Annotated in this window: 14 protein-coding genes; 7 read left to right on the forward strand and 7 right to left on the reverse strand. The window is 62.6% G+C overall.

All coding sequences use genetic code 11. The features are described from left to right. Window positions 1-147 precede the first annotated feature (147 nt). The 4 genes from B5G09_RS09930 to B5G09_RS09945 form a co-directional block, all read right to left on the reverse strand. A complete protein-coding gene (locus tag B5G09_RS09930) occupies window positions 148-2,535 on the reverse strand; it encodes a TonB-dependent receptor (protein WP_087405104.1) in 2,388 nt (795 codons plus the stop codon). A gap of 82 nt (window positions 2,536-2,617) precedes the next feature. Next, window positions 2,618-3,040: a transcriptional repressor gene (locus tag B5G09_RS09935; RefSeq protein ID WP_087311590.1), complete on the reverse strand. Its 423-nt coding sequence runs from the start codon at window positions 3,038-3,040 to the stop codon at window positions 2,618-2,620. Between the two features lie 140 nt (window positions 3,041-3,180). After that, complete coding sequence (locus B5G09_RS09940; protein WP_087405037.1) at window positions 3,181-3,615, reverse strand: hypothetical protein; 435 nt, start codon at window positions 3,613-3,615, stop codon at window positions 3,181-3,183. Further along, window positions 3,612-3,884: a PqqD family protein gene (locus B5G09_RS09945; protein WP_087405105.1), complete on the reverse strand. Its 273-nt coding sequence runs from the start codon at window positions 3,882-3,884 to the stop codon at window positions 3,612-3,614. The genes B5G09_RS09940 and B5G09_RS09945 overlap by 4 nt, the downstream gene beginning before the upstream one ends. 74 nt (window positions 3,885-3,958) lie before the next feature. Here B5G09_RS09945 and B5G09_RS09950 point away from each other — a divergent pair, with 74 nt between their 5' ends. The 3 genes from B5G09_RS09950 to B5G09_RS09960 are packed head-to-tail and all read left to right on the forward strand — an operon-like array spanning window position 3,959 to window position 7,799. Next, entirely contained in the window at window positions 3,959-5,971 is a 2,013-nt protein-coding gene (locus B5G09_RS09950) for an ATP-dependent DNA helicase RecQ (RefSeq protein ID WP_087405038.1), read from the forward strand. 23 nt (window positions 5,972-5,994) lie between these two features. Then, window positions 5,995-6,603 carry a 3'-5' exonuclease gene (locus B5G09_RS09955; protein ID WP_087311597.1) on the forward strand — a complete coding sequence of 203 codons (609 nt, stop codon included), beginning with the start codon at window positions 5,995-5,997 and terminating at the stop codon, window positions 6,601-6,603. Further along, window positions 6,600-7,799 carry a class I SAM-dependent rRNA methyltransferase gene (locus tag B5G09_RS09960; RefSeq protein WP_087405039.1) on the forward strand — a complete coding sequence of 400 codons (1,200 nt, stop codon included), beginning with the start codon at window positions 6,600-6,602 and terminating at the stop codon, window positions 7,797-7,799. Before B5G09_RS09955 ends, B5G09_RS09960 begins: the two co-directional genes overlap by 4 nt. 594 nt (window positions 7,800-8,393) lie before the next feature. On the opposite strand, the gene yidC is transcribed toward B5G09_RS09960, so the two are convergent. The 3 genes from yidC to B5G09_RS09975 form a co-directional block, all read right to left on the reverse strand. Continuing rightward, entirely contained in the window at window positions 8,394-10,352 is a 1,959-nt protein-coding gene (gene yidC, locus B5G09_RS09965) for a membrane protein insertase YidC (RefSeq protein ID WP_087405040.1), read from the reverse strand. Between the two features lie 63 nt (window positions 10,353-10,415). Continuing rightward, window positions 10,416-12,041 (reverse strand): CTP synthase, encoded by a 1,626-nt coding sequence (locus B5G09_RS09970; RefSeq protein ID WP_087405041.1) that lies wholly within the window; start codon window positions 12,039-12,041, stop codon window positions 10,416-10,418. Window positions 12,042-12,146: 105 nt separating this feature from the next. Continuing rightward, complete coding sequence (locus B5G09_RS09975) at window positions 12,147-14,297, reverse strand: DUF349 domain-containing protein (protein ID WP_087405042.1); 2,151 nt, start codon at window positions 14,295-14,297, stop codon at window positions 12,147-12,149. Window positions 14,298-14,553: 256 nt separating this feature from the next. On the opposite strand from B5G09_RS09975, the gene B5G09_RS09980 reads away from it, so the two are divergent. From B5G09_RS09980 to crcB, 4 genes are all read left to right on the forward strand, one after another. Further along, window positions 14,554-15,225 (forward strand): response regulator transcription factor, encoded by a 672-nt coding sequence (locus B5G09_RS09980; RefSeq protein ID WP_087311610.1) that lies wholly within the window; start codon window positions 14,554-14,556, stop codon window positions 15,223-15,225. Between the two features lie 69 nt (window positions 15,226-15,294). Next, the gene (proB, locus tag B5G09_RS09985; protein ID WP_087405043.1) at window positions 15,295-16,386 is read left to right on the forward strand and encodes a glutamate 5-kinase; all 1,092 of its coding nucleotides are present in this window, start codon (window positions 15,295-15,297) and stop codon (window positions 16,384-16,386) included. A 4-nt stretch (window positions 16,387-16,390) separates the two neighbouring features. Then, a complete protein-coding gene (locus tag B5G09_RS09990; RefSeq protein WP_087405044.1) occupies window positions 16,391-17,647 on the forward strand; it encodes a glutamate-5-semialdehyde dehydrogenase in 1,257 nt (418 codons plus the stop codon). A 103-nt stretch (window positions 17,648-17,750) separates the two neighbouring features. Continuing rightward, complete coding sequence (gene crcB / locus B5G09_RS09995) at window positions 17,751-18,125, forward strand: fluoride efflux transporter CrcB (RefSeq protein WP_087405045.1); 375 nt, start codon at window positions 17,751-17,753, stop codon at window positions 18,123-18,125. The last annotated feature ends 7 nt before the right edge of the window (window positions 18,126-18,132 follow it).

Here is an 18,132-nt window from a genome sequence, read left to right on the forward strand (position 1 = left end):
GCCTCCGCTCGGCAGCCGATCAATAGATATTCAGCTGCAGGCCGATCTTCGCATCTTTGTCAACCGCTGTCGAAGCCTCCCTTCTCAAAGGGAGGTTTGGAGGGATTGTCTGCATCGGTTCCATATCGGCCCCTGTCCAGCAGCCGATCAATAGATATTCAGCCGCAGGCCGATATAGAACTTGCGACCCATGAGCGGCCCCCAGACGTTCATCGAGTTGAAGCGATAATCGTATGGATTCTCCGCATTCAGGATCGGGTCCTTCTGGATGTAGTCGGCGATGTTCTCACACCCGACATAGAGGTCGAACTTGCCCAACTTGCGGCTCACCTGGGCGTAGAACATCGGATAGCGCGGTGAGTAGTAGCTGTCGGCCAGATCGGCATTCTGCGTCGGAATACGCGCCGGACCGTTCAGCTGCGTCGTGGCATCGAAGGTCCAGCGGCGGAATTTCGTGGCATACTGGATGTTGAGCAGCGTCTTGTACTGACTCACCAGCGGGCGTTCGACACGGGCCGAAGTGCCGTCCGCACGGCGGATCGTCATCTCACTGTCCGTGTAGCGGAACGTGGCGAAGATGTCGAGCCGCTCGATGGGCGTCCACGAGAAGTCAACCTGATAGGTATCGGTGGACGAACGGCCGTCGGTGCTGTAGAAGACAATCCGATCGGCGAACATCTCCTGGTCGGCCACCACCGAGTTGTAGAACTGCGTGCGGAAGTAGTCGAAACTCAGCGTGGCGTCATCGGGCTCGACAAGGCCGAAGGTCTGCGTGAGGCTTCCACCCGCGGTGAGGGCCTTCTCCATACGGTCGATATCGCGGAACGAACCGTCGAAGTGCAGCCCGGCTTCGTCGAAGGTCACCGGACGGATGGCGCGGCCCGTAGCCAGCACGCCGATGTTGTCCGTGATGAGGTTCGTCGAACGGTAACCCAGACCGGCCGAGGCGCGGAGCGTGGTCGAGCGGGTGATGTTCCACTTCAGATGGCCGCGCGGCGTGACGAAGAAGCGGTCGTAATAGTGGTTGTAGTCGCCGCGCACACCGGCCACGACCGAGAACTTGTCCTTGATGGCGTAGGTGTACTCGGCGTAGAGGCCCGCCTCACGCTCGTTGCGGTCCAGATCGAAATCGGCGCTGGCCAACTGTGTGATCCAAGGCGTGCGGTTGAGCAGCCCCTCACGGTAGTAGTCCAGATGGAGCTGTCCGCCGACGATGAGCGACGAACGGTAGGTGAAGTAGTGGTTGTACATCAGATTCAGGGCCAGCGAATTCTGGTTGCCGTCGTAGTTGTTCAGCCCGAAGTAGGCCGCCTCGTTGAAGTGGTCGAAATCGGCCACGAACGCCAGGTTCGAGCGCATCTCGTCCTCCTCCTCGGCATCGTAGACCGACGGCCCGACTGGCATGCCGAGCTTGAAATAGCCGTTGACGTTGCGGTTGCGGATGTGCGAACCGTAGAGCGGCATGGGCTTGTCCTCGGCCTTCCAGTTCCAGTCCTCGAGCATGGCGTCGCGCATGGCCGTCGTATTCTTGTAGTCCATCATGCCGCCCAGGCGGTTCTCCTGGACGAACTTCCAGCCCCAGCGGATCTGCATGCCGTTATCGGCGGCATAGAGCCACTTGTTGGCCACGTTGACCTGGTTCGAGATGGGCAGATCGTGGAATCCGTCGTCGTTGTGGTCCATCCTCCGCACGTCGGTGTCACCCGAACCGTGGAGCAGGATGACGCTCGAGAGCTTCTTGTCCCGCGTGACGGGGAAGGCCGACGAGAGGTTGACCTCGGGGCGGAGCTCATCGTCGAGATAGACGTTCAGGAAGAGGCGCTCCTCGTCCGTTGGTTTGCGGTGTTCGAGGTTGATCTGCCCGGTGATGGCCTCGTGGCCGGCCGTCACCGAGGCCACGCCCTTCGAGACCTGGATCGAGTTGAGCCACATGCCCGGCGTGTAGCTCATGCCGTAGGGGGCGCTCAGGCCGCGCATGATCGGGCGGTTTTCGTCGAGGATCTGGGTGTAGGTTCCGGCCAGACCGAGCATCTTGATCTGCCGGGCTCCGGAGATGGCGTCGCTGTAGCCGACGGTCACCGAGGCGGAGTTTTCGAACGACTCGGCCAGGTTGCAGCAGGCCATCTTGCAGAGGCCCGCAAAGGAGATCATCTCGCCCTTGACGATGCCGTCGCGCTTGACGAAGTTGCCGCTGACGGCCCCTTCGACGACGACATCCTCCAGAGCTACGCCCTCCGCACGCAGGGCGAACTCGACGCGCTCGGCGCCGTTCTCGACGCGGAGCGTATCATTGACATAACCGAGATACGAGGCCACCAGACGGTCGTATCCCCGGACGCGATGGAGCAGAAATACCCCCTGGGCATCGGTGCTGGCCCCGATGGTGGTTCCGGCCCAGTAGACCGAAGCGCCGACGAGGGGGTTGTTGTCGGCGTCGCGCACCACGCCGCGCAGGTCCTGGGCCACGGCGGCCCCGCACCCGCAGAGGACGGCCAAAGCCGTCATGAAAAGAGTGTTCAGATGCAAGCGAATCATGAGATCATCCAATTTGTTTACGCCGGCAAAGGTATCGCAACGTTTTTGCAACCCGATTGCAAAGACGGGCAGCGCGCGAAGATCAGTGCTTCGACCGGCAGGCGGGACAGCGTCCCTTGATCAGGTAATTGATCTCCCGGACCTCATACCCCTCGGGATAGCTGATCACGGGGATATGGATGTTGTCCAGGCAGAAGGTTTTTCCGCAGATTTCGCAATGGAAGTGGCAATGCATCTCCTCGACGCGGCAGGCGTGGTCGTTGTGGCAGAGGCAGTATTTCGTGGCACCGCTGCCGTCCTCGACGACGTGGAGCAGATGGTGACGGGCGAAGAGCGTGAGCGAGCGGAAGATCGAGGATTTGTCGAGCGTGTCGGCCTCGGTTTCGAGGTCGGCGAGGCTGAACGTATTCTCGAAGCGCTCCATGATCTCGAGCAACAGGATCCGCACCGCCGTAGGGCGGATACCGTGCTGTTGCAGAATCTCTTCCAAACGGTTGTCGTTCATGCTTTTCGACGGTCAACTGCTGTCAGGCCTGCCCGACAGCGGAGTTCAACGATTTGCGAAACAGGGGAAAAACCGGCGACGTACGGCCAGGGAGCTCATACGCGGCGGAGTGTGCGCAGCTCCGCCGCACACGCTCCCGACTACCCTCTCACGGGAGGAGCCCTCATCCCGCGGTTCCGCAGGATGACCTCCCGGGGGAGCGGAACCGGAGCAAGCGAAGCATCGCCGGCCGGAAGGATGAGACGGGCCGGTTCGGGGAGTTCGGCCGCCAGCGAAGGCGGCAGTTCCGAGACGATGCAACGGAGATATTTTTCGCTGTCGTCCGAATGCGACGACGTATAGAGTTCGATTTCGGTGGAGTGCCGGTCGCAGTCGCAGCCCGCAGCGAGCCACCCTCCGCCACAGGGCAGCGGATCGGTGCACAGGTCGGCCGCGCAGCACTCCGCACAACGGTGTTCGGTCTGCGCACGCATCATGCCCAGACACTTGCAGGTCATCGACGCCAGCGACACCGAGGCCGTTGCCGCGATGTACAGGGCGCAGAGCGCCAGAGCTATGCAGCGTTTGAGCTTCATGATTCGATGATCCCGCACGGGACGAGTTGTCCGATCCGCTTCCGGGCGTCGCTGCGGGCACTTTCGGGGCTCACGTCGTAGCGTTCCGTCAATGCTTCGGCCACCTGTTGGGCCGAGAATTCCCGCCCGCGGAAGAGATTCCACAGCGCACGGGCCGACGCGTTGAGCGCCAGAATGCGTGTCGGAGCGGCGGTTTCGGCCTCTCCGGGGGCCACGGCAACCTGTTCGCCGACCATTTCGCGGAGCCTGTATTCGGAGCGGATCTTCATCATGCAACGACTTGTCCGAGGGCAAAAATAGGAAAAATTCCGAAGAACGCCTAATTTTTCGTACCTTTGTGAACATGGAATCTGTCACGGACAACATCTACCGCACACTCGAACGCTACTGGGGCTTTACGTGTTTCCGCTCCGTTCAGGAGCAGATCATCCGTTCGGTAATGGAGGGGCGCGACACACTGGTGCTGATGCCCACCGGAGGCGGGAAATCCCTCACCTACCAGGTTCCGACGATGGCGCGCGAGGGGTTGTGCATCGTCGTCACGCCGCTCATCGCCCTGATGAAGGATCAGGTCGACCGGCTTCGGCGGCAGGGAATCCCGGCCGTGGCGATCCACTCGGGGCTCTCGCCGCGGCAGATCGACATCGCACTGGACAACTGCGTCTACGGCGACACGAAATTCCTCTACGTGGCGCCCGAACGGCTGACCACGGAAGCCTTCCGGCTGCGGGTCGTGCGGATGCCCGTGACGTTGCTGGCCGTCGACGAAGCGCACTGCATCTCGCAGTGGGGCTACGACTTCCGCCCCTCCTACCTGCGGATCGCCGAGCTGCGCGAGCGGCTGCCGGGCGTCCCGGTGCTGGCGCTGACAGCCTCGGCGACGCGCCCCGTGGCCGAGGACATCATGCTCCATCTGAAATTCGCCGAGCCGAACGTCATCCGCAGCAGCTTCGCGCGGCCGAACCTTTCGTACAGCGTCCGCCACACGGACGACAAACTGGGCCAGCTGCTGCGGCTGCTGCACAACGTTCCGGGATCGGGCATCGTTTACACCCGCACGCGCGACGGGGCCGAACAGCTGGCCGAACAGCTCCGCAACGAGGGCATTACGACGGCCGCCTACCACGGTGGTCTGGGCCACGCCGACCGTTCGCAGCGTCAGGAGGAGTGGCTGCAGGGACGGGTCCGGGTGATGGTTGCGACGAACGCCTTCGGCATGGGCATCGACAAGGGTGACGTGCGCTTCGTGGTCCACTACGCGATGTGCGACTCGCTGGAGAGCTACTACCAGGAGGCCGGGCGTGCCGGACGCGACGGCAAGCGGGCCTACGCGCTGCTGCTCGTCGCCTCGGACGACGGCGAACGGATCTCGCGCCGTTTCGAGCAGGAGTTTCCGCCACTGGAGAAGATCAAGGAGATCTACGAGCGGATCTGTTCCTACCTGCAGATCGGCATCGGCGAAGGGGGCGAGACGAGCCATCTGTTCAACCTCTACGACTTCTGCGCGCGGGAACACCTCTATGCCGGGACGGTGCAGAGCGCCGTGAAGCTGCTCCAGCAGAACGGCTACATGACCCTGACCGATCTGCAGGACAACCCCGCTCGGGTAATGTTCTGCGTGAGCCGCGACGATCTCTACCGGCTTCGGCTCCAGCGCGACCGGCTCGATCCGTTCATCCGCACGCTGCTGCGCCTCTACAACGGCATCTTCACCGAATTCCGCCCCATCGACGAGGGCGAACTGGCCACCTGGAGCGGCTATACGGTCGAACGGGTCAAGGAGCTGCTCCGGGAGTTGTGGCAGCTGCGTGTGATCCGCTACATTCCGTCGAACCGCTCGCCGCTGCTCTACCTGAACGAAGAGCGGCTTCCGCGCGAGGATCTCTACATTGCCCCGGAGACCTACCGCCGCCGGCAGGAACTCATCCGCGAACGCTTCGAGCAGATGCTCGCCTACGCGCGCAACGAAACGGAGTGCCGCAGCACGATTCTGGAGCGCTATTTCGGGGCCGAGTCTGCGGAGCCGTGCGGGATCTGCGACGTCTGCCTGGCCCGCAAGCGGGCGGCCAAAGCGGCTGCCGGAACTCCGAATACGCCGGGCGATGCGAACGAAAACCCTTCCCCGGCCGACTCCGACGCCCCATCGACCGTCTCCGCCGCTCCGTCGGCCGCGGCTTCGGACGAGGAGTTGCGGCGACAGCTGCTCGAACGGTTGACGGCCCGTCCGGCCGATCCGCGCCAACTGGCTGCCGGTTGTGCCGCCTCGCCCGAACGCATCGCCTCGGTGCTCCGCGAATTGCTCGCCGAGGGCAAAATCGTCGCCGACGGCAGCGGGATATTGAAAATTATTCCGTAATTTTGCAGGTACATTCACTCGGGATGACCACAGTCAACAACTTTACCGATAAGATCAGCAACGAAGAGACCGCCCAGCTTCCGGCCATCGAGTTCGGAGGCCGGATCTGTATCATCGACCACGAACGCGACATCGTCGAGGCCTGCAAGGTGCTTGCCGCCGAACCGGTGATCGGCTTCGACACCGAGACGCGGCCGTCGTTCCGTCCGGGGGTGACCTTCCGCGTATCGCTGCTCCAGCTTTCGACGCCGACGGTCTGCTATCTCTTCCGGCTGAACCGGATTCCGCTGGCCAAACCCATCCTGCAGCTGCTCGAGAACAAACAGGTGCTCAAGGTCGGGGCCGATGTGGCAGGCGATCTGCGTGCGCTGCACCAGATCCGCCACTTCCGCGAGGCGGGATTCATCGACCTGCAGTCGATCGCCCCGCAGTGGGGCATCGGCGAGAAGAGCCTGCGCAAGCTCTCGGCCATCGTGCTGGGACAGCGTGTCTCGAAGGCCCAGCGGCTGAGCAACTGGGAGGCCGCGACGCTGACCGACAAGCAGCAGCTCTACGCCGCCACCGATGCGTGGGTCTGCACACGGATCTACGAAAAGCTGCTCCGCACCCCGCAAAAAACGCTACGATCATGATACCACAAGTCATTCTGCGCAAAGGCAAGGAGGAGTCGCTCCTGCGCCGCCACCCGTGGATCTTCTCGGGGGCCATTGACCACATCCGGGCCGAAGAGGAGGAGGATTTCGCCGAAGGGGCCCTCGTCGAGGTCTACACCCACACGGGCGACTTCATCGCCCAGGGCCACTATCAGGTCGGATCGATCGCCGTGCGGGTGCTCTCGTTCGAACGCGAACCGATCGACCAGGCATGGTGGAACCGGCGCGTGGCCGTGGCCCACGACGTGCGGCGCACGCTCGGTCTGACGGACAACTCCACGACGACCTGCTACCGGCTCATCCACGGCGAGGGGGATTCGCTGCCGGGACTCGTGGTGGACATCTACGGCACGACGGCCGTCATCCAGTGCCACTCGGTGGGGATGTACCGTTCACGGATGGAGATTGCCGAGGCGCTGCGCGCGGCCTACGGCGACCGCCTGACGGCCATCTACGACAAATCGTCGCAGACACTCCCCTTCAAGGCGCACCTCGGGGCCGTTGACGGCTACCTGTGGGGCCACGCCGAAAACCCGTCGCAGGTGGTCCTCGAGAACGGCGAACAGTTTCTCGTCAACTGGGAGGAGGGGCAGAAGACGGGCTTCTTCCTCGACCAGCGTGAGAACCGCGAGCTCGTGAAACGCTACGCCCGAGGCCGCACGGTGCTCAATACGTTCTGCTATACGGGCGGATTTTCGGTCTATGCCCTCTCGGGCGGGGCTCGCGAGGTGGTTTCGGTCGACTCGTCGGAGCGGGCCGTGGAGCTGGCCACGGAGAACATGCGGCTCAACTTCGGAGAGACGGACAACCACCGGGAACTGGCGGCCGATGCCGTGGAGTACCTCAAGGAGATCGGTGACCGCTACGACCTGATCATCCTCGACCCTCCGGCCTTCGCCAAACACCACAAGGTGTTGAGCAACGCCATGCAGGGCTACAAACGGCTCAATGCACGGGCATTGTCACAGATCCGTCCGGGCGGCATACTCTTCACCTTCTCCTGCTCGCAGGCAGTTTCGAAGGAGCTGTTCCGCACAACGGTCTTCTCGGCGGCAGCCATCGCCGGGCGCAAGGTGCGGATTCTGCACCAGCTGACCCAGCCGGCCGACCACCCGATCAACATCTACCACCCCGAGGGCGAATACCTCAAGGGGTTGGTTCTCTACGTCGAGTAGCGAAAGAGGCGAAGGGGGGGGGTGAAGAACCCGGGCCGCCGAGAGGAAGCCAAGCCGCCGAGAGTGTGCCGGGACGCTGCAAGGAGCCGGGCCGCGGAAAAGAAGGCCGAATCGAATTCCAAATTCCAGCTAAATATGAAACGCTTGTCGATCCCTTGCGGCGATACTCTGTTTCGCCGCCCCACTGACGGCAAAGAGCCGTCTGGAGACCTTAACGCTGCATAGCCAACTGCTCAACGCCGACAAGAGCTGCACAGTCTACCTGCCCGACGGCTACGACTGCGACACGACGCGCCGCTACCGGATTCTTGCCGACAAACAGCACCGTGCCATAGCCGGGCTTTCGATGGGCGGAGGCGGCACAGCGGCCACACGTGGCGCTACTGGCAGCAGGTGCTGGCCGACATACTGACCTTCTTTTCGATCGGGTTCGACGAATAGAAGGAGCACCCAATCCGATCCCGAAGCGCACCGCACGAAAAAGGGCTCTCCCGTCGGGGGAGAGCCCTTTTTCATACGGCTTCGTCCGAAGCTCCGGGACGTCAGTCAGGCCGGATCACCGACCCCGACGAACCGCGGACAACGGCCATCCGACTATTTGCGGCGGGCGCGCTGCTGCTGCTCCTGCTGACGGAGCAACTCTTCATAACGCTGCTGGAATTTCGATTTCTTGCCCTTGGATTTTCGGGCGGCATTGGCCTCCATGATGGCATGGATCTTCTCGTCATCGACCATCCGCCGGATCACGAGCGTCTGCCCGATGGTAATGAGGTTCGAGAGGAGGTAATAGTAGCACAGACCGCTCGAGTAGCTGTTGAACCACAGGAGCATCATGATCGGCATCAGATAGAGCATCATGAACTTCATGCCGGCCATCTGGGGCTGTGAGGAGGCCGTCTGCTGGTAGTTGTACCACGAATAGCCGAAGAGCGAGATGGCCATCAGCAGGGCAAACAGCGAGACATGGTCGCCGTAGAAGGGGATCGAGAAGGGCAGATTCAGCACGCTGTCGTACGACGAGAGGTCGTCGGCCCAGAGGAACGACTGCCCGCGCAGCTCGATCGAAGCCGGGAAGAAGCGGAACATGGCGATCAGGATCGGCAGCTGAATCAGCATCGGGATACAACCGCCCATGGGGTTGATGCCGGCCTTCTTGTAGAGCTCCATGGTAGCCTGCTGGCGCTTCATGGCATCCTCCTGCTTGGGATACTTCTTGTTGAGTTCGTCGACCTTGGGCTTGATCAGCCGCATCTTGGCCATCGAGACATAGCTCTTGTAGGTCATCGGGAAGATGACGATCTTGACCAGAATGACGAGGATCAGGATGATGATGCCGAAGTTCGCGATGTAGTTGCGCAGGAAGTCGAAGACCGGAATCACGCACCAGCGGTTGACCCAACCGAAGATACCCCACCCCAGCGGAACCAGCCGTTCGAGGTGGATGTCGTCACCGGCCGGGAACTCGACCTTCTTGAGGATCGAATACTTGTTGGGGCCGAAGTAGAAGGCGAAGTCATAGTTCTGGGTCTGCGGCGTATAGGGCACGGTCATCTGAGCCGAGAAGCTCTTGAGCAGATCCGATTCGGGAGCGGCCGTCGTGAACGACAGGTTGGCATAGGAGACATTCTCCGGGGCGATGAAGACCGACGAGAAGAACTGCTGCTTGAAGGCCACCCAGTTGACCTGCGAAGAGACCTCCTTGGACTTGGACTTTTCGCTCATGCCCAGCTCTTCGATCGAGTTTTCATCGGGGAAGCGGTAGGCCAGCGTGGTGTACATGTTTTCGTTCTGGAATCCACGCTCGTTCTGATAGGTATCGTTCGACCAGTCGATCTGAATCTGGGTCTGGTTGGCCATGGCATGAGCCATGTTGACCAGGCACACGTCGAAATCGACCAGATAGTCGCGCTGCGGGGTCTTCGTATCATATATAAGGTACCGGTACTCCAACGCGGCCCCTTCGGCCACGGGCAGACGCATGACCACCTGTCGGGCCCCGTCCCCGAGCGTCTCGACGGGCTGCGCCTCGAAGACGTAGTCCAGCGTGTTGACGGGGATATTCCGCAGGCCGTTCTTGACATAGAACGACAACCCGAAACGCGACGTCGAGGGATCCATCAGCTCGACAAGCTGGCTGCGTTCTCCGCGGGGGGCATACTTGGTGAAATCCTTCAGGGTGACCCCCTTGACCTGACCGCCGCGGGTCGAGAAGCGGACGGCGATCACGTCGTTCTCGACGGTGAACTCCTCGGCCTCGGCCTCGCGGGCGGCCGTAAGAGCCTCGCCGAGCATCTCGACCTGACGCACCCGGGCCGCAGCGGCGAGCGAATCGGCATCGGCCGGATCGGCCAACACGGCATCCGCCGCAGCGAGCGAATCGGCGCCTGCAGCCAGCGGGGTCACGGGTTGCGAAGCCCGGGCCACCGAGTCGACATAGGCGTCGTAGAGGGCCTTCTGCTCCTGATATTCTTTCTGTTCCTTACTGCTGAAGAAGGCGAACCCCAGGAAGAGGAGCGCCACGACGGCAATACCGATAATCGATTTCTTGTCCATTCAAACGTTGTTGCTTGTTTTTGAGTGAGTAATCAAACGGGGAAGCGATCAAACCGGACCGGGCTACTTTTTTTTCGCGTCGGCGTAATCGAGTGCGGCCTTGACGAAGGCGACGAAGAGCGGCGAGGGGCTCAGCACCGTGCTCTTGTACTCGGGGTGGTACTGCGTACCGACGAACCAGGGATGGTCCTCGATCTCGATCACCTCGACCAGATTGGTGTCGGGGTTCACGCCGACGGCCTTCATGCCGGCGGCCTCGAAACGCTCCAGATAGTCGTTGTTGAATTCGTAACGGTGGCGGTGACGCTCCGAGATGTTGAGTTTTCCGTAGGCGGCAGCCACCTTCGAACCCTTCTTCAGCACGCAGGGATAGGCGCCCAGACGCATCGTGCCGCCCTTGGCCGTGACACCCTTCTGCTCCTCCATCAGGTCGATGACCGGATGGGGCGTCTGCTCCATTTCGCTCGAGTTGGCGTCGGCGATGCCGAGGACGTTGCGGGCGAACTCGATCACGGCGCACTGCATGCCCAGGCAGATTCCGAGGAACGGAATGCGGTTTTCACGGGCGAAGCGCACGGCCTCGATCTTGCCCTCGATGCCGCGGTTTCCGAAACCGGGGGCCACCAGAATACCGGCCATCTTGCCCAGCTGGGCGGCGACAGTCTCGGGCGTGATCTTCTCCGAGTTGACGTAGTGGAGCCTGACGTGGCAGTCGTTGACCGCCCCGGCGTGGATGAACGACTCGCTGATCGACTTGTAGGCGTCGTGGAGTTCGGTGTACTTGCCGACCAGGGCGATGTCGATCTTCCGGGAGGGGTGCTTGATCTTGTCGACAAAGGCGCTCCAGGCGGTCATGTCGGGCTCCTTCTCGGCCGGGAGGTTGAGCTTGTCGAGAACGACCTCGTCCAGGTGCTGTTCGTGCATCTTCAGGGGCACCTCGTAGATCGTCGGCACGTCGATCGACTCCATGACGGCGTTGGCGTCGACGTTGCAGAAGAGGGCCACCTTGCGCTTGAGGGAGGTGGTCAGGGGACGCTCGGCGCGCAGCACGAGGATGTCGGGCTGCAGACCGTTCTCGAGCAGCGCCTTGACCGAGTGCTGCGTCGGTTTGGTCTTCATCTCGCCCGAAGCGGCCATGTAGGGGATCAGCGTCAGATGGACCAGCGCCGTATTCCTGTAGCCGAGCGAGTAGCGGAGCTGACGCACCGACTCGATGAAGGGCTGCGACTCGATGTCGCCGACCGTACCGCCGATCTCGGTGATGATGATATCAAACTTTTTGGTCTGACCCAGCAGCTGGATGCGGCGTTTGATCTCGTCGGTGATGTGGGGGATGACCTGCACCGTGCGGCCGAGGTATTCGCCCTTGCGCTCCTTCTCGATGACGCTCTTGTAGATGCGGCCCGTAGTGACGTTGTTGGCCTTCGAGGTGGGCTGGTTCGTAAAGCGCTCGTAGTGGCCCAGGTCGAGGTCGGTCTCGGCGCCGTCTTCGGTGACATAGCACTCGCCGTGCTCGTAGGGGTTGAGCGTTCCGGGGTCGACGTTGATATAGGGGTCGAGTTTCTGAATGGTCACCGAATAGCCACGCGCCTGCAGCAGGCGGGCGATCGAAGCCGAGATGATACCCTTGCCGAGCGACGATGCCACACCGCCCGTCACGAATATGTACTTGGGTTTGGTCAGTTTCATGCTGTCTTGATTTTCTGTATTTTGTCTTGTCTGTCTCTTACGGTTGAATCCTTAAACACCGATCGACCGGACTGGCTCCGATCGATACGGTTTGAGAAGCGTCTGTCAGGCGTTCGGGTCCTTGTCTGCGTCGGCCTCCTGGCGGTCGATCATGCGGACCTTCTCGACGGTTGCGGCCATCTCCTGGCGGGCCCGTTCGATCTTGGCGCGCACGTCGGCGATGAGCGACTCGGCGTTTTTCGATTTGGCGAAGAATCCGATGTTGTTCTCCAGCAGGGCGATCTCCTGCTCCAACTGACGCACCTTGTTGTAGAGGCGGTCACGTTCCGTGCGCAGGCGGCGGTCGCCGGAGCCCTTCATCGAGGAGATCTTCTCGCGGAAGCGGCCCATCGAGCGGTCGCGTTCCGAACCGCGCAGGGCGTTGAAGAGTTCGTCGACAGCGGCCTTGTATCGCTTCTGAATGGCATCCTTCTGCTTGATGGGCACGAATCCGATCTCGCTCCAGCGACGCTGGAAGTCGCGGATCACCTCGTAGCCGCCCGTGCGGACGTCGGCCGCGGCCATTTCGTCGAGCAGGGCCTGCTTGCGGCGCAGGTTCTCCTCATACTCGCCGTCGACCGAGGCGAAGTGGGCGGCCTTGCGCTCGAAGAACTTGTCGCAGGCGGCGCGGAAGCGTTTCCAGACGGCCTCGGAGTGGCGGCGCGAGACGGCGCCGATCTGTTTCCAGCGGGCCTGCAGGGCGATCAGTTCGTCGGTGGTCTTCTTCCACTCCTCGCTGTTCACCAGTGATTCGGCGGCCTCGCAGATCTCGTTCTTGAGCTGCAGGTTGTGCTCCATCTCGGTCTTCAGGCCGGCGTAGAACTGGCGCTTGGCCTCGAAGAACTTGTCGCAGGCCGTGCGGAAACGTTCGTAGATGCGGTTGTTGTCCTTCTTGGGGGCGAAACCGATGGTCTTCCAGGTCTTCTGGATCTCGAGCAGCTTGTCACTGGCACGGTTCCACTCCTTGCGGGTAGTGAGCGGCTGCGAGGCGAGCTCCTCGGTTGCCTCGCAGAGGCCGGTCTTGAGTTCGAGATTCTTGACCTGTTCGGCCTTCAGGGCCTCGAAGTGCTCCTGATGCAGTTTATTGATGCGGCTCGAGGCGGCCTTGAAACGCTCCCAGAGCGCCTCCTTGTACTCGTTGGCCACGGGACCCGTCTCGCGCCACTGATCGTGGAGCTTCTGCAGCTTGTGGAAGGCCTCGACCACCGAAGGTTCGAGCAGCAGGGCCTCGGCCTGTTCGCAGAGGGCAACCTTCTGTTCGTAGTTTTTCTTCAGATCCAGGTCGCGCAGTTCCTTGTTGATCTTGATGAAGTTATAGAAGTTCTCGACATGGAGGTTGTAGGTCTCCCAGAGATCCTTGATGTACTGCTGGGGAACGGGTCCCGTTTCGCGCCAGCGCTGCTGCAGTTCGCGGAACTTGTTGAAGGTATGGTTGAGCGTTTCATCGGAGTTTACGAGCTCCTTGAGCTCCTCGATGATCTGCTGCTTGACCTTGAGATTGGCCTCCTTTTCGGCCTCGAGGTTGGCGATGAAGATGTCGCGGCGGCGGCGGTACTCCTTGAAGAGCTCCTTGAGCTGCACCTCGGCGCCGTCGACGGCGGGGGCGAAATCCTCCTCGGCACCGCCCTCCTCGAGGAAGCGGCGGCGTGCCGCCTCGACCTCGGCGCGGCGCAGGCGGTAGAAGGCGATCTTCAGCGCCTCGACATCGCGGCGGATCGACTGTACGGGCTGCTCTTCGAGCATGCGGGCGAAGAGTCCCACGAGCTCCTCCTTGCTCTTGCCGGCGAACTTCTCCTCGGGCGAACTTTTCTGCTCTTCGGCCAGCCGATCGGCTTCGGCCTCCTCGGCGGTTTCGCCCTCGAGTTCGAGTCCGGCGTCGTGGGCGGCCAGAGCGGCCTCCTCGTCGGCGAAATCGACCCGCACGTCAGCGGGAGCCGTCTCATCATCGAAATCGGCGACGGGTTCCGCAGCGGGTTTGATCCGGGCGCGTTTGGGGCGTGCCACCTCTTCCGGGGCTACCTCTTCCGGAGCGGCACCGACGGGCTCCTGCGGGGTCTCCGGCATCGGGGCCGTCACGGATTCAGCCGGGGTCGACGCCTCGGTCGGAGTTTCGGGTTCAGCGGATTCGGGAGTCGCCACGGGACTCGTTTTCGCATCTTCAGCCACGGGGCTGACTTGCTCCTCGGGAGCAGGAAGTGTCGATTTTTCAGTAGCCATCACAGTAGAGGTTTTTGCATCCCGGCGAAGGGAGCGTCCATAAATCCCGCAAATATAACCATTTTATGCGGAACCCGAAAGAGAAATCGACAAAACCTGCAACAAGCGCGCAATCGCGACCTACAGCGGAACGGTCCCGCATCGCGGGGAGGTGATCCGCCGAAAAAAACGGCGGGATTTCGGAAAATTTTTGTTACATTCGCAGGTTGTATACCCCGCGGCGCACTCCGGTCCGCCGCCCCAGAACCTGACGACAATGAGCCATCGCATCCTGCTGGTGGACGACGAGGTGGACATCCTCGAATTCGTCCGATACAACCTCGTCCGCGAGGGTTACGAGGTCTTCACGGCGCAGAACGGCGCCGAGGCGCTGAAGGTTGCCGCCGAGTGCCATCCGCATCTGATCCTGCTGGACATGATGATGCCCGTGATGGACGGTGCGCAGACCTGCCGGGCGATCCGCGCCAACCCCGAACTGAAGGATACGATGGTGGTTTTCCTCTCGGCGCTGGGCGAGGAGGAGCAGCAGCTGACGGGCTTCGGCGTGGGGGCCGACGACTATCTGACCAAACCGATCAAGATGAAGTTGCTGGTGAGCCGCGTGCAGGCGATCCTCAAGCGCATCGACGCCGGCACGCCTCCCGAGAAGCGGCCTTCGGCGGGGATTACGGTCGACCGCGAACGCTACATGGTGATCCGCGACGGCGAGGAGATCAGCCTTCCGCGCAAGGAGTTCGCGTTGCTCGATTTGCTCTACTCGTCGCCGGGCAAGCTGATTCCGCGCGAGGAGATCTACGCCAAGATCTGGGGTACGGAGGTGGTCGTGGGCGACCGCACGATCGACGTCCACATCCGCAAGCTGCGCCAGAAGATCGGCGACGAACGCATCGTCACGGTCAAGGGCGTCGGCTACAAGTACGAGCCCTGAGGGGGGGGGCGTTCGGTCGGACCGATGGGAGATCGGTCCGCATGAAAAGGGTTAGCAAGGTTAAGAGTCATGATACAGGAAGGTAAATACCGCCGGATCGTCGTCAAGGTGGGCAGCAACGTGCTCACGCGCGAGGAGGGCCGGCCCGACACGACGCGCATTTCGGCGCTGGTCGACCAGCTGGCACGCCTCCACCGGGCGGGCATCGAGACGATACTCGTCTCGTCGGGGGCCGTAGCCTCGGGGCGCAGCCTGCTCGAACCGTGCACGGGACGCATCGACACGGTCTCGGCACGCCAGCTCTATTCGGCCGTGGGACAGGTGCGGCTGATGACGCGCTACTACGACCTGTTCCACGAATACGGCATTGCGTGCGGGCAGGTGCTCACCACCAGGGAGAGCCTCTCGACGCGGCGCCAGTACCTCAACCAGCGCAACTGCATGGAGGCGATGCTGACGGCCGGGGTGATCCCGATCGTCAACGAGAACGACACGATCTCCGTGACGGAGCTGATGTTCACCGACAACGACGAACTTTCGGGGCTCGTGGCGGCGATGATGGGGGCCGATGCGCTGCTGATTCTGAGCAACGTCGACGGCATCTACGACGGTTCGCCGTCGGATCCCGCCTCGCGCGTCATCCGGCGCGTGGCTCCGGGCGAGGACCTCTCGCCCTATATCGACGCGACGCGTTCGTCGCGCGGGCGCGGGGGCATGACCTCGAAGAACCGCATCGCCAGCCGCGTGGCGGGCGAAGGGATCGAGGTGGTGATCGCCAACGGCCGCCGCGACAACATCCTGACGGAGCTCGTTCTGGGCGACGGCGAGGTGATCTGCACGCGTTTCGAACCCTCCGCCCGCCCGGCCTCGGGGCTCAAGAAGTGGATTGCCAGCAGCGAAGGCTTCGCCAAGGGGGCGCTGCGGCTCGATGCCGGAGCGGTCGAGACCATCCGGCGGAGCCAGGCGGCGAGCATCCTGGCCGTGGGGGTCACGCAGGTCGAGGGCGACTTCGAGCGCGACGACATCGTGCGGATCCTCTCGCCCGAAGGGATGCCGCTGGGCGTGGGACGCATCGCGTGCGACAGCGCCACGGCCCGCCGCAACCTGGGCCGCAAGGGGCTCCGCCCGCTGATTCATTGTGATTACCTCTATCTGGAATAGACGCATGCAGACCGATTACCAACCCCTTTTCGAGGCGGCCCGGCAAGCCGGCGCCGCCCTGCCTGACATCCCGGCCGAACGCCTCTCGGAGGCGGTCCGCACGGCGGCCGAAGCACTGCGCCGCCACCTGGAGGAGATCCTCGCGGCCAACGCCGAGGATCTGGCCGCCATGGATCCCGCGTCGCCGCTGTGCGACCGGCTGCGGCTCACGCCCGAGCGGCTCGAGACGATGGCCGCAGACATGGAGTCCGTTGCCGGGCTTCCCTCGCCGCAGGGCGAGACGCTGGCCGCCTGGAAGCGCCCCAACGGCATGACGATCCGCAAGGTGCGCGTGCCGTTCGGCGTCGTGGGGATGATCTGCGAGGCGCGGCCCAACGTCACGACGGACATCTTCTCGCTCTGCCTGAAGACGGGCAACGCCTGCGTGCTGAAGGGCGGCAGCGACGCCCGCCGCTCGAACGAGGCCATTGCCCGCGTGCTGCACGAAGCGCTCCGCCGGTCGGGGCTCGACGAAGCGTCGTTCACGCTGCTGCCTTCGGACCACGCCGCCGTGAGGGCGCTGCTCCACGCCGTGGGCTACGTCGACGTGGTGATTCCGCGCGGCGGTGCGGGACTGATCCGCTTCGTGCGCGAAGAGGCCCGCATACCGGTGATCGAGACCGGTGCGGGGATCGTCCACACCTACTTCGATGCGGCGGGCGATGTCGAAAAGGGGCGCCGCGTGATCTGCAACGCCAAGACACGCCGTGTGAGCGTCTGCAACGCCCTGGACTGCCTTCTCGTCCACCGCTCGCGGCTCGACGACCTGCCGGCGCTCTGCGCCCCGCTGGCCGAACGCCACGTCACGCTCTACGCCGACACCGCATCGCTCGCGGCCCTCGAAGGGCACTACCCTGCCGAGCTGCTCCAACAGGCCACCGAAGCGAGCTACGGCACGGAGTTTCTCGACTACAAGCTGGCCATCCGGAGCGTTGCGTCGCTTGACGAGGCGCTCGCACACATCGCCCGCTACACGTCGCACCACAGCGAGTCGATCGTAACCGAAGATGCGTCGGCGGCCGAACGCTTCACGCGCCGCGTCGATGCGGCGTGCCTCTACGTGAACCTGCCGACGTCGTTCACCGACGGCGGACAGTTCGGCTTCGGGGCCGAGGTCGGGATCTCGACCCAGAAGCTCCACGCCCGGGGTCCGATGGGACTTCCCGAACTGACCACCTACAAATACATCGTCACGGGCGACGGCCAGATCCGGCAACCGTAGCAGAACGGATGAAAAATCCCGCTTTTCGGGCAAAAAACAGAACAATCCGTAATCATTTTTTCGTTAAATTTGCAAGTCCGTAGAATAATACCTACTTTTACTTATGATTCGTGAACTCTTCTGCGTGGGACTGGGCGGCGCCATCGGCTGTATGGCCCGTCATGCGCTTTCGACATGGATGCTCGGCGGCCATCTGCTGTTCGGTTTTCCGCTGGGGACCTTCACGGTCAATGCCGTAGGATCGCTCGTGATCGGCTTCCTGCTCCAGACACTCAACTCCTCAACGTGGGGATGGCTGCTGGTGACGGGACTCTGCGGAGGCTTCACGACCTTCTCGACCTTTTCGGCCGATACGGTGCGGCTGCTCAGGGCCGGCGACTACACCCCGGCGGTCTGCTATGTGGTGCTGAGCATCGCGGTCTGCCTGCTCTTTACGGCACTGGGCATGCTCCTCGGCTCGCAGACCCGCACGGCGTGAGGCAAAA

The sequence above is a fragment of the Alistipes sp. An54 genome (assembly GCF_002159375.1).
Taxonomy (GTDB): domain Bacteria; phylum Bacteroidota; class Bacteroidia; order Bacteroidales; family Rikenellaceae; genus Alistipes; species Alistipes megaguti.

Bases quoted from the DNA above. Each gene is read 5' to 3' on its own strand.
- B5G09_RS09940 (WP_087405037.1), bottom strand. From the start codon at position 3,615: ATGAAGCTCAAACGCTGCATAGCTCTGGCGCTCTGCGCCCTGTACATC.
- B5G09_RS09935 (WP_087311590.1), bottom strand. From the start codon at position 3,040: ATGAACGACAACCGTTTGGAAGAGATTCTGCAACAGCACGGTATCCGC.
- B5G09_RS09960 (WP_087405039.1), top strand. From the start codon at position 6,600: ATGATACCACAAGTCATTCTGCGCAAAGGCAAGGAGGAGTCGCTCCTG.
- B5G09_RS09950 (WP_087405038.1), top strand. From the start codon at position 3,959: ATGGAATCTGTCACGGACAACATCTACCGCACACTCGAACGCTACTGG.
- B5G09_RS09970 (WP_087405041.1), bottom strand. From the start codon at position 12,041: ATGAAACTGACCAAACCCAAGTACATATTCGTGACGGGCGGTGTGGCA.
- B5G09_RS09945 (WP_087405105.1), bottom strand. From the start codon at position 3,884: ATGAAGATCCGCTCCGAATACAGGCTCCGCGAAATGGTCGGCGAACAG.
- B5G09_RS09955 (WP_087311597.1), top strand. From the start codon at position 5,995: ATGACCACAGTCAACAACTTTACCGATAAGATCAGCAACGAAGAGACC.
- B5G09_RS09980 (WP_087311610.1), top strand. From the start codon at position 14,554: ATGAGCCATCGCATCCTGCTGGTGGACGACGAGGTGGACATCCTCGAA.
- proB (WP_087405043.1), top strand. From the start codon at position 15,295: ATGATACAGGAAGGTAAATACCGCCGGATCGTCGTCAAGGTGGGCAGC.
- B5G09_RS09990 (WP_087405044.1), top strand. From the start codon at position 16,391: ATGCAGACCGATTACCAACCCCTTTTCGAGGCGGCCCGGCAAGCCGGC.
- B5G09_RS09930 (WP_087405104.1), bottom strand. From the start codon at position 2,535: ATGATTCGCTTGCATCTGAACACTCTTTTCATGACGGCTTTGGCCGTC.
- B5G09_RS09975 (WP_087405042.1), bottom strand. From the start codon at position 14,297: ATGGCTACTGAAAAATCGACACTTCCTGCTCCCGAGGAGCAAGTCAGC.
- crcB (WP_087405045.1), top strand. From the start codon at position 17,751: ATGATTCGTGAACTCTTCTGCGTGGGACTGGGCGGCGCCATCGGCTGT.
- yidC (WP_087405040.1), bottom strand. From the start codon at position 10,352: ATGGACAAGAAATCGATTATCGGTATTGCCGTCGTGGCGCTCCTCTTC.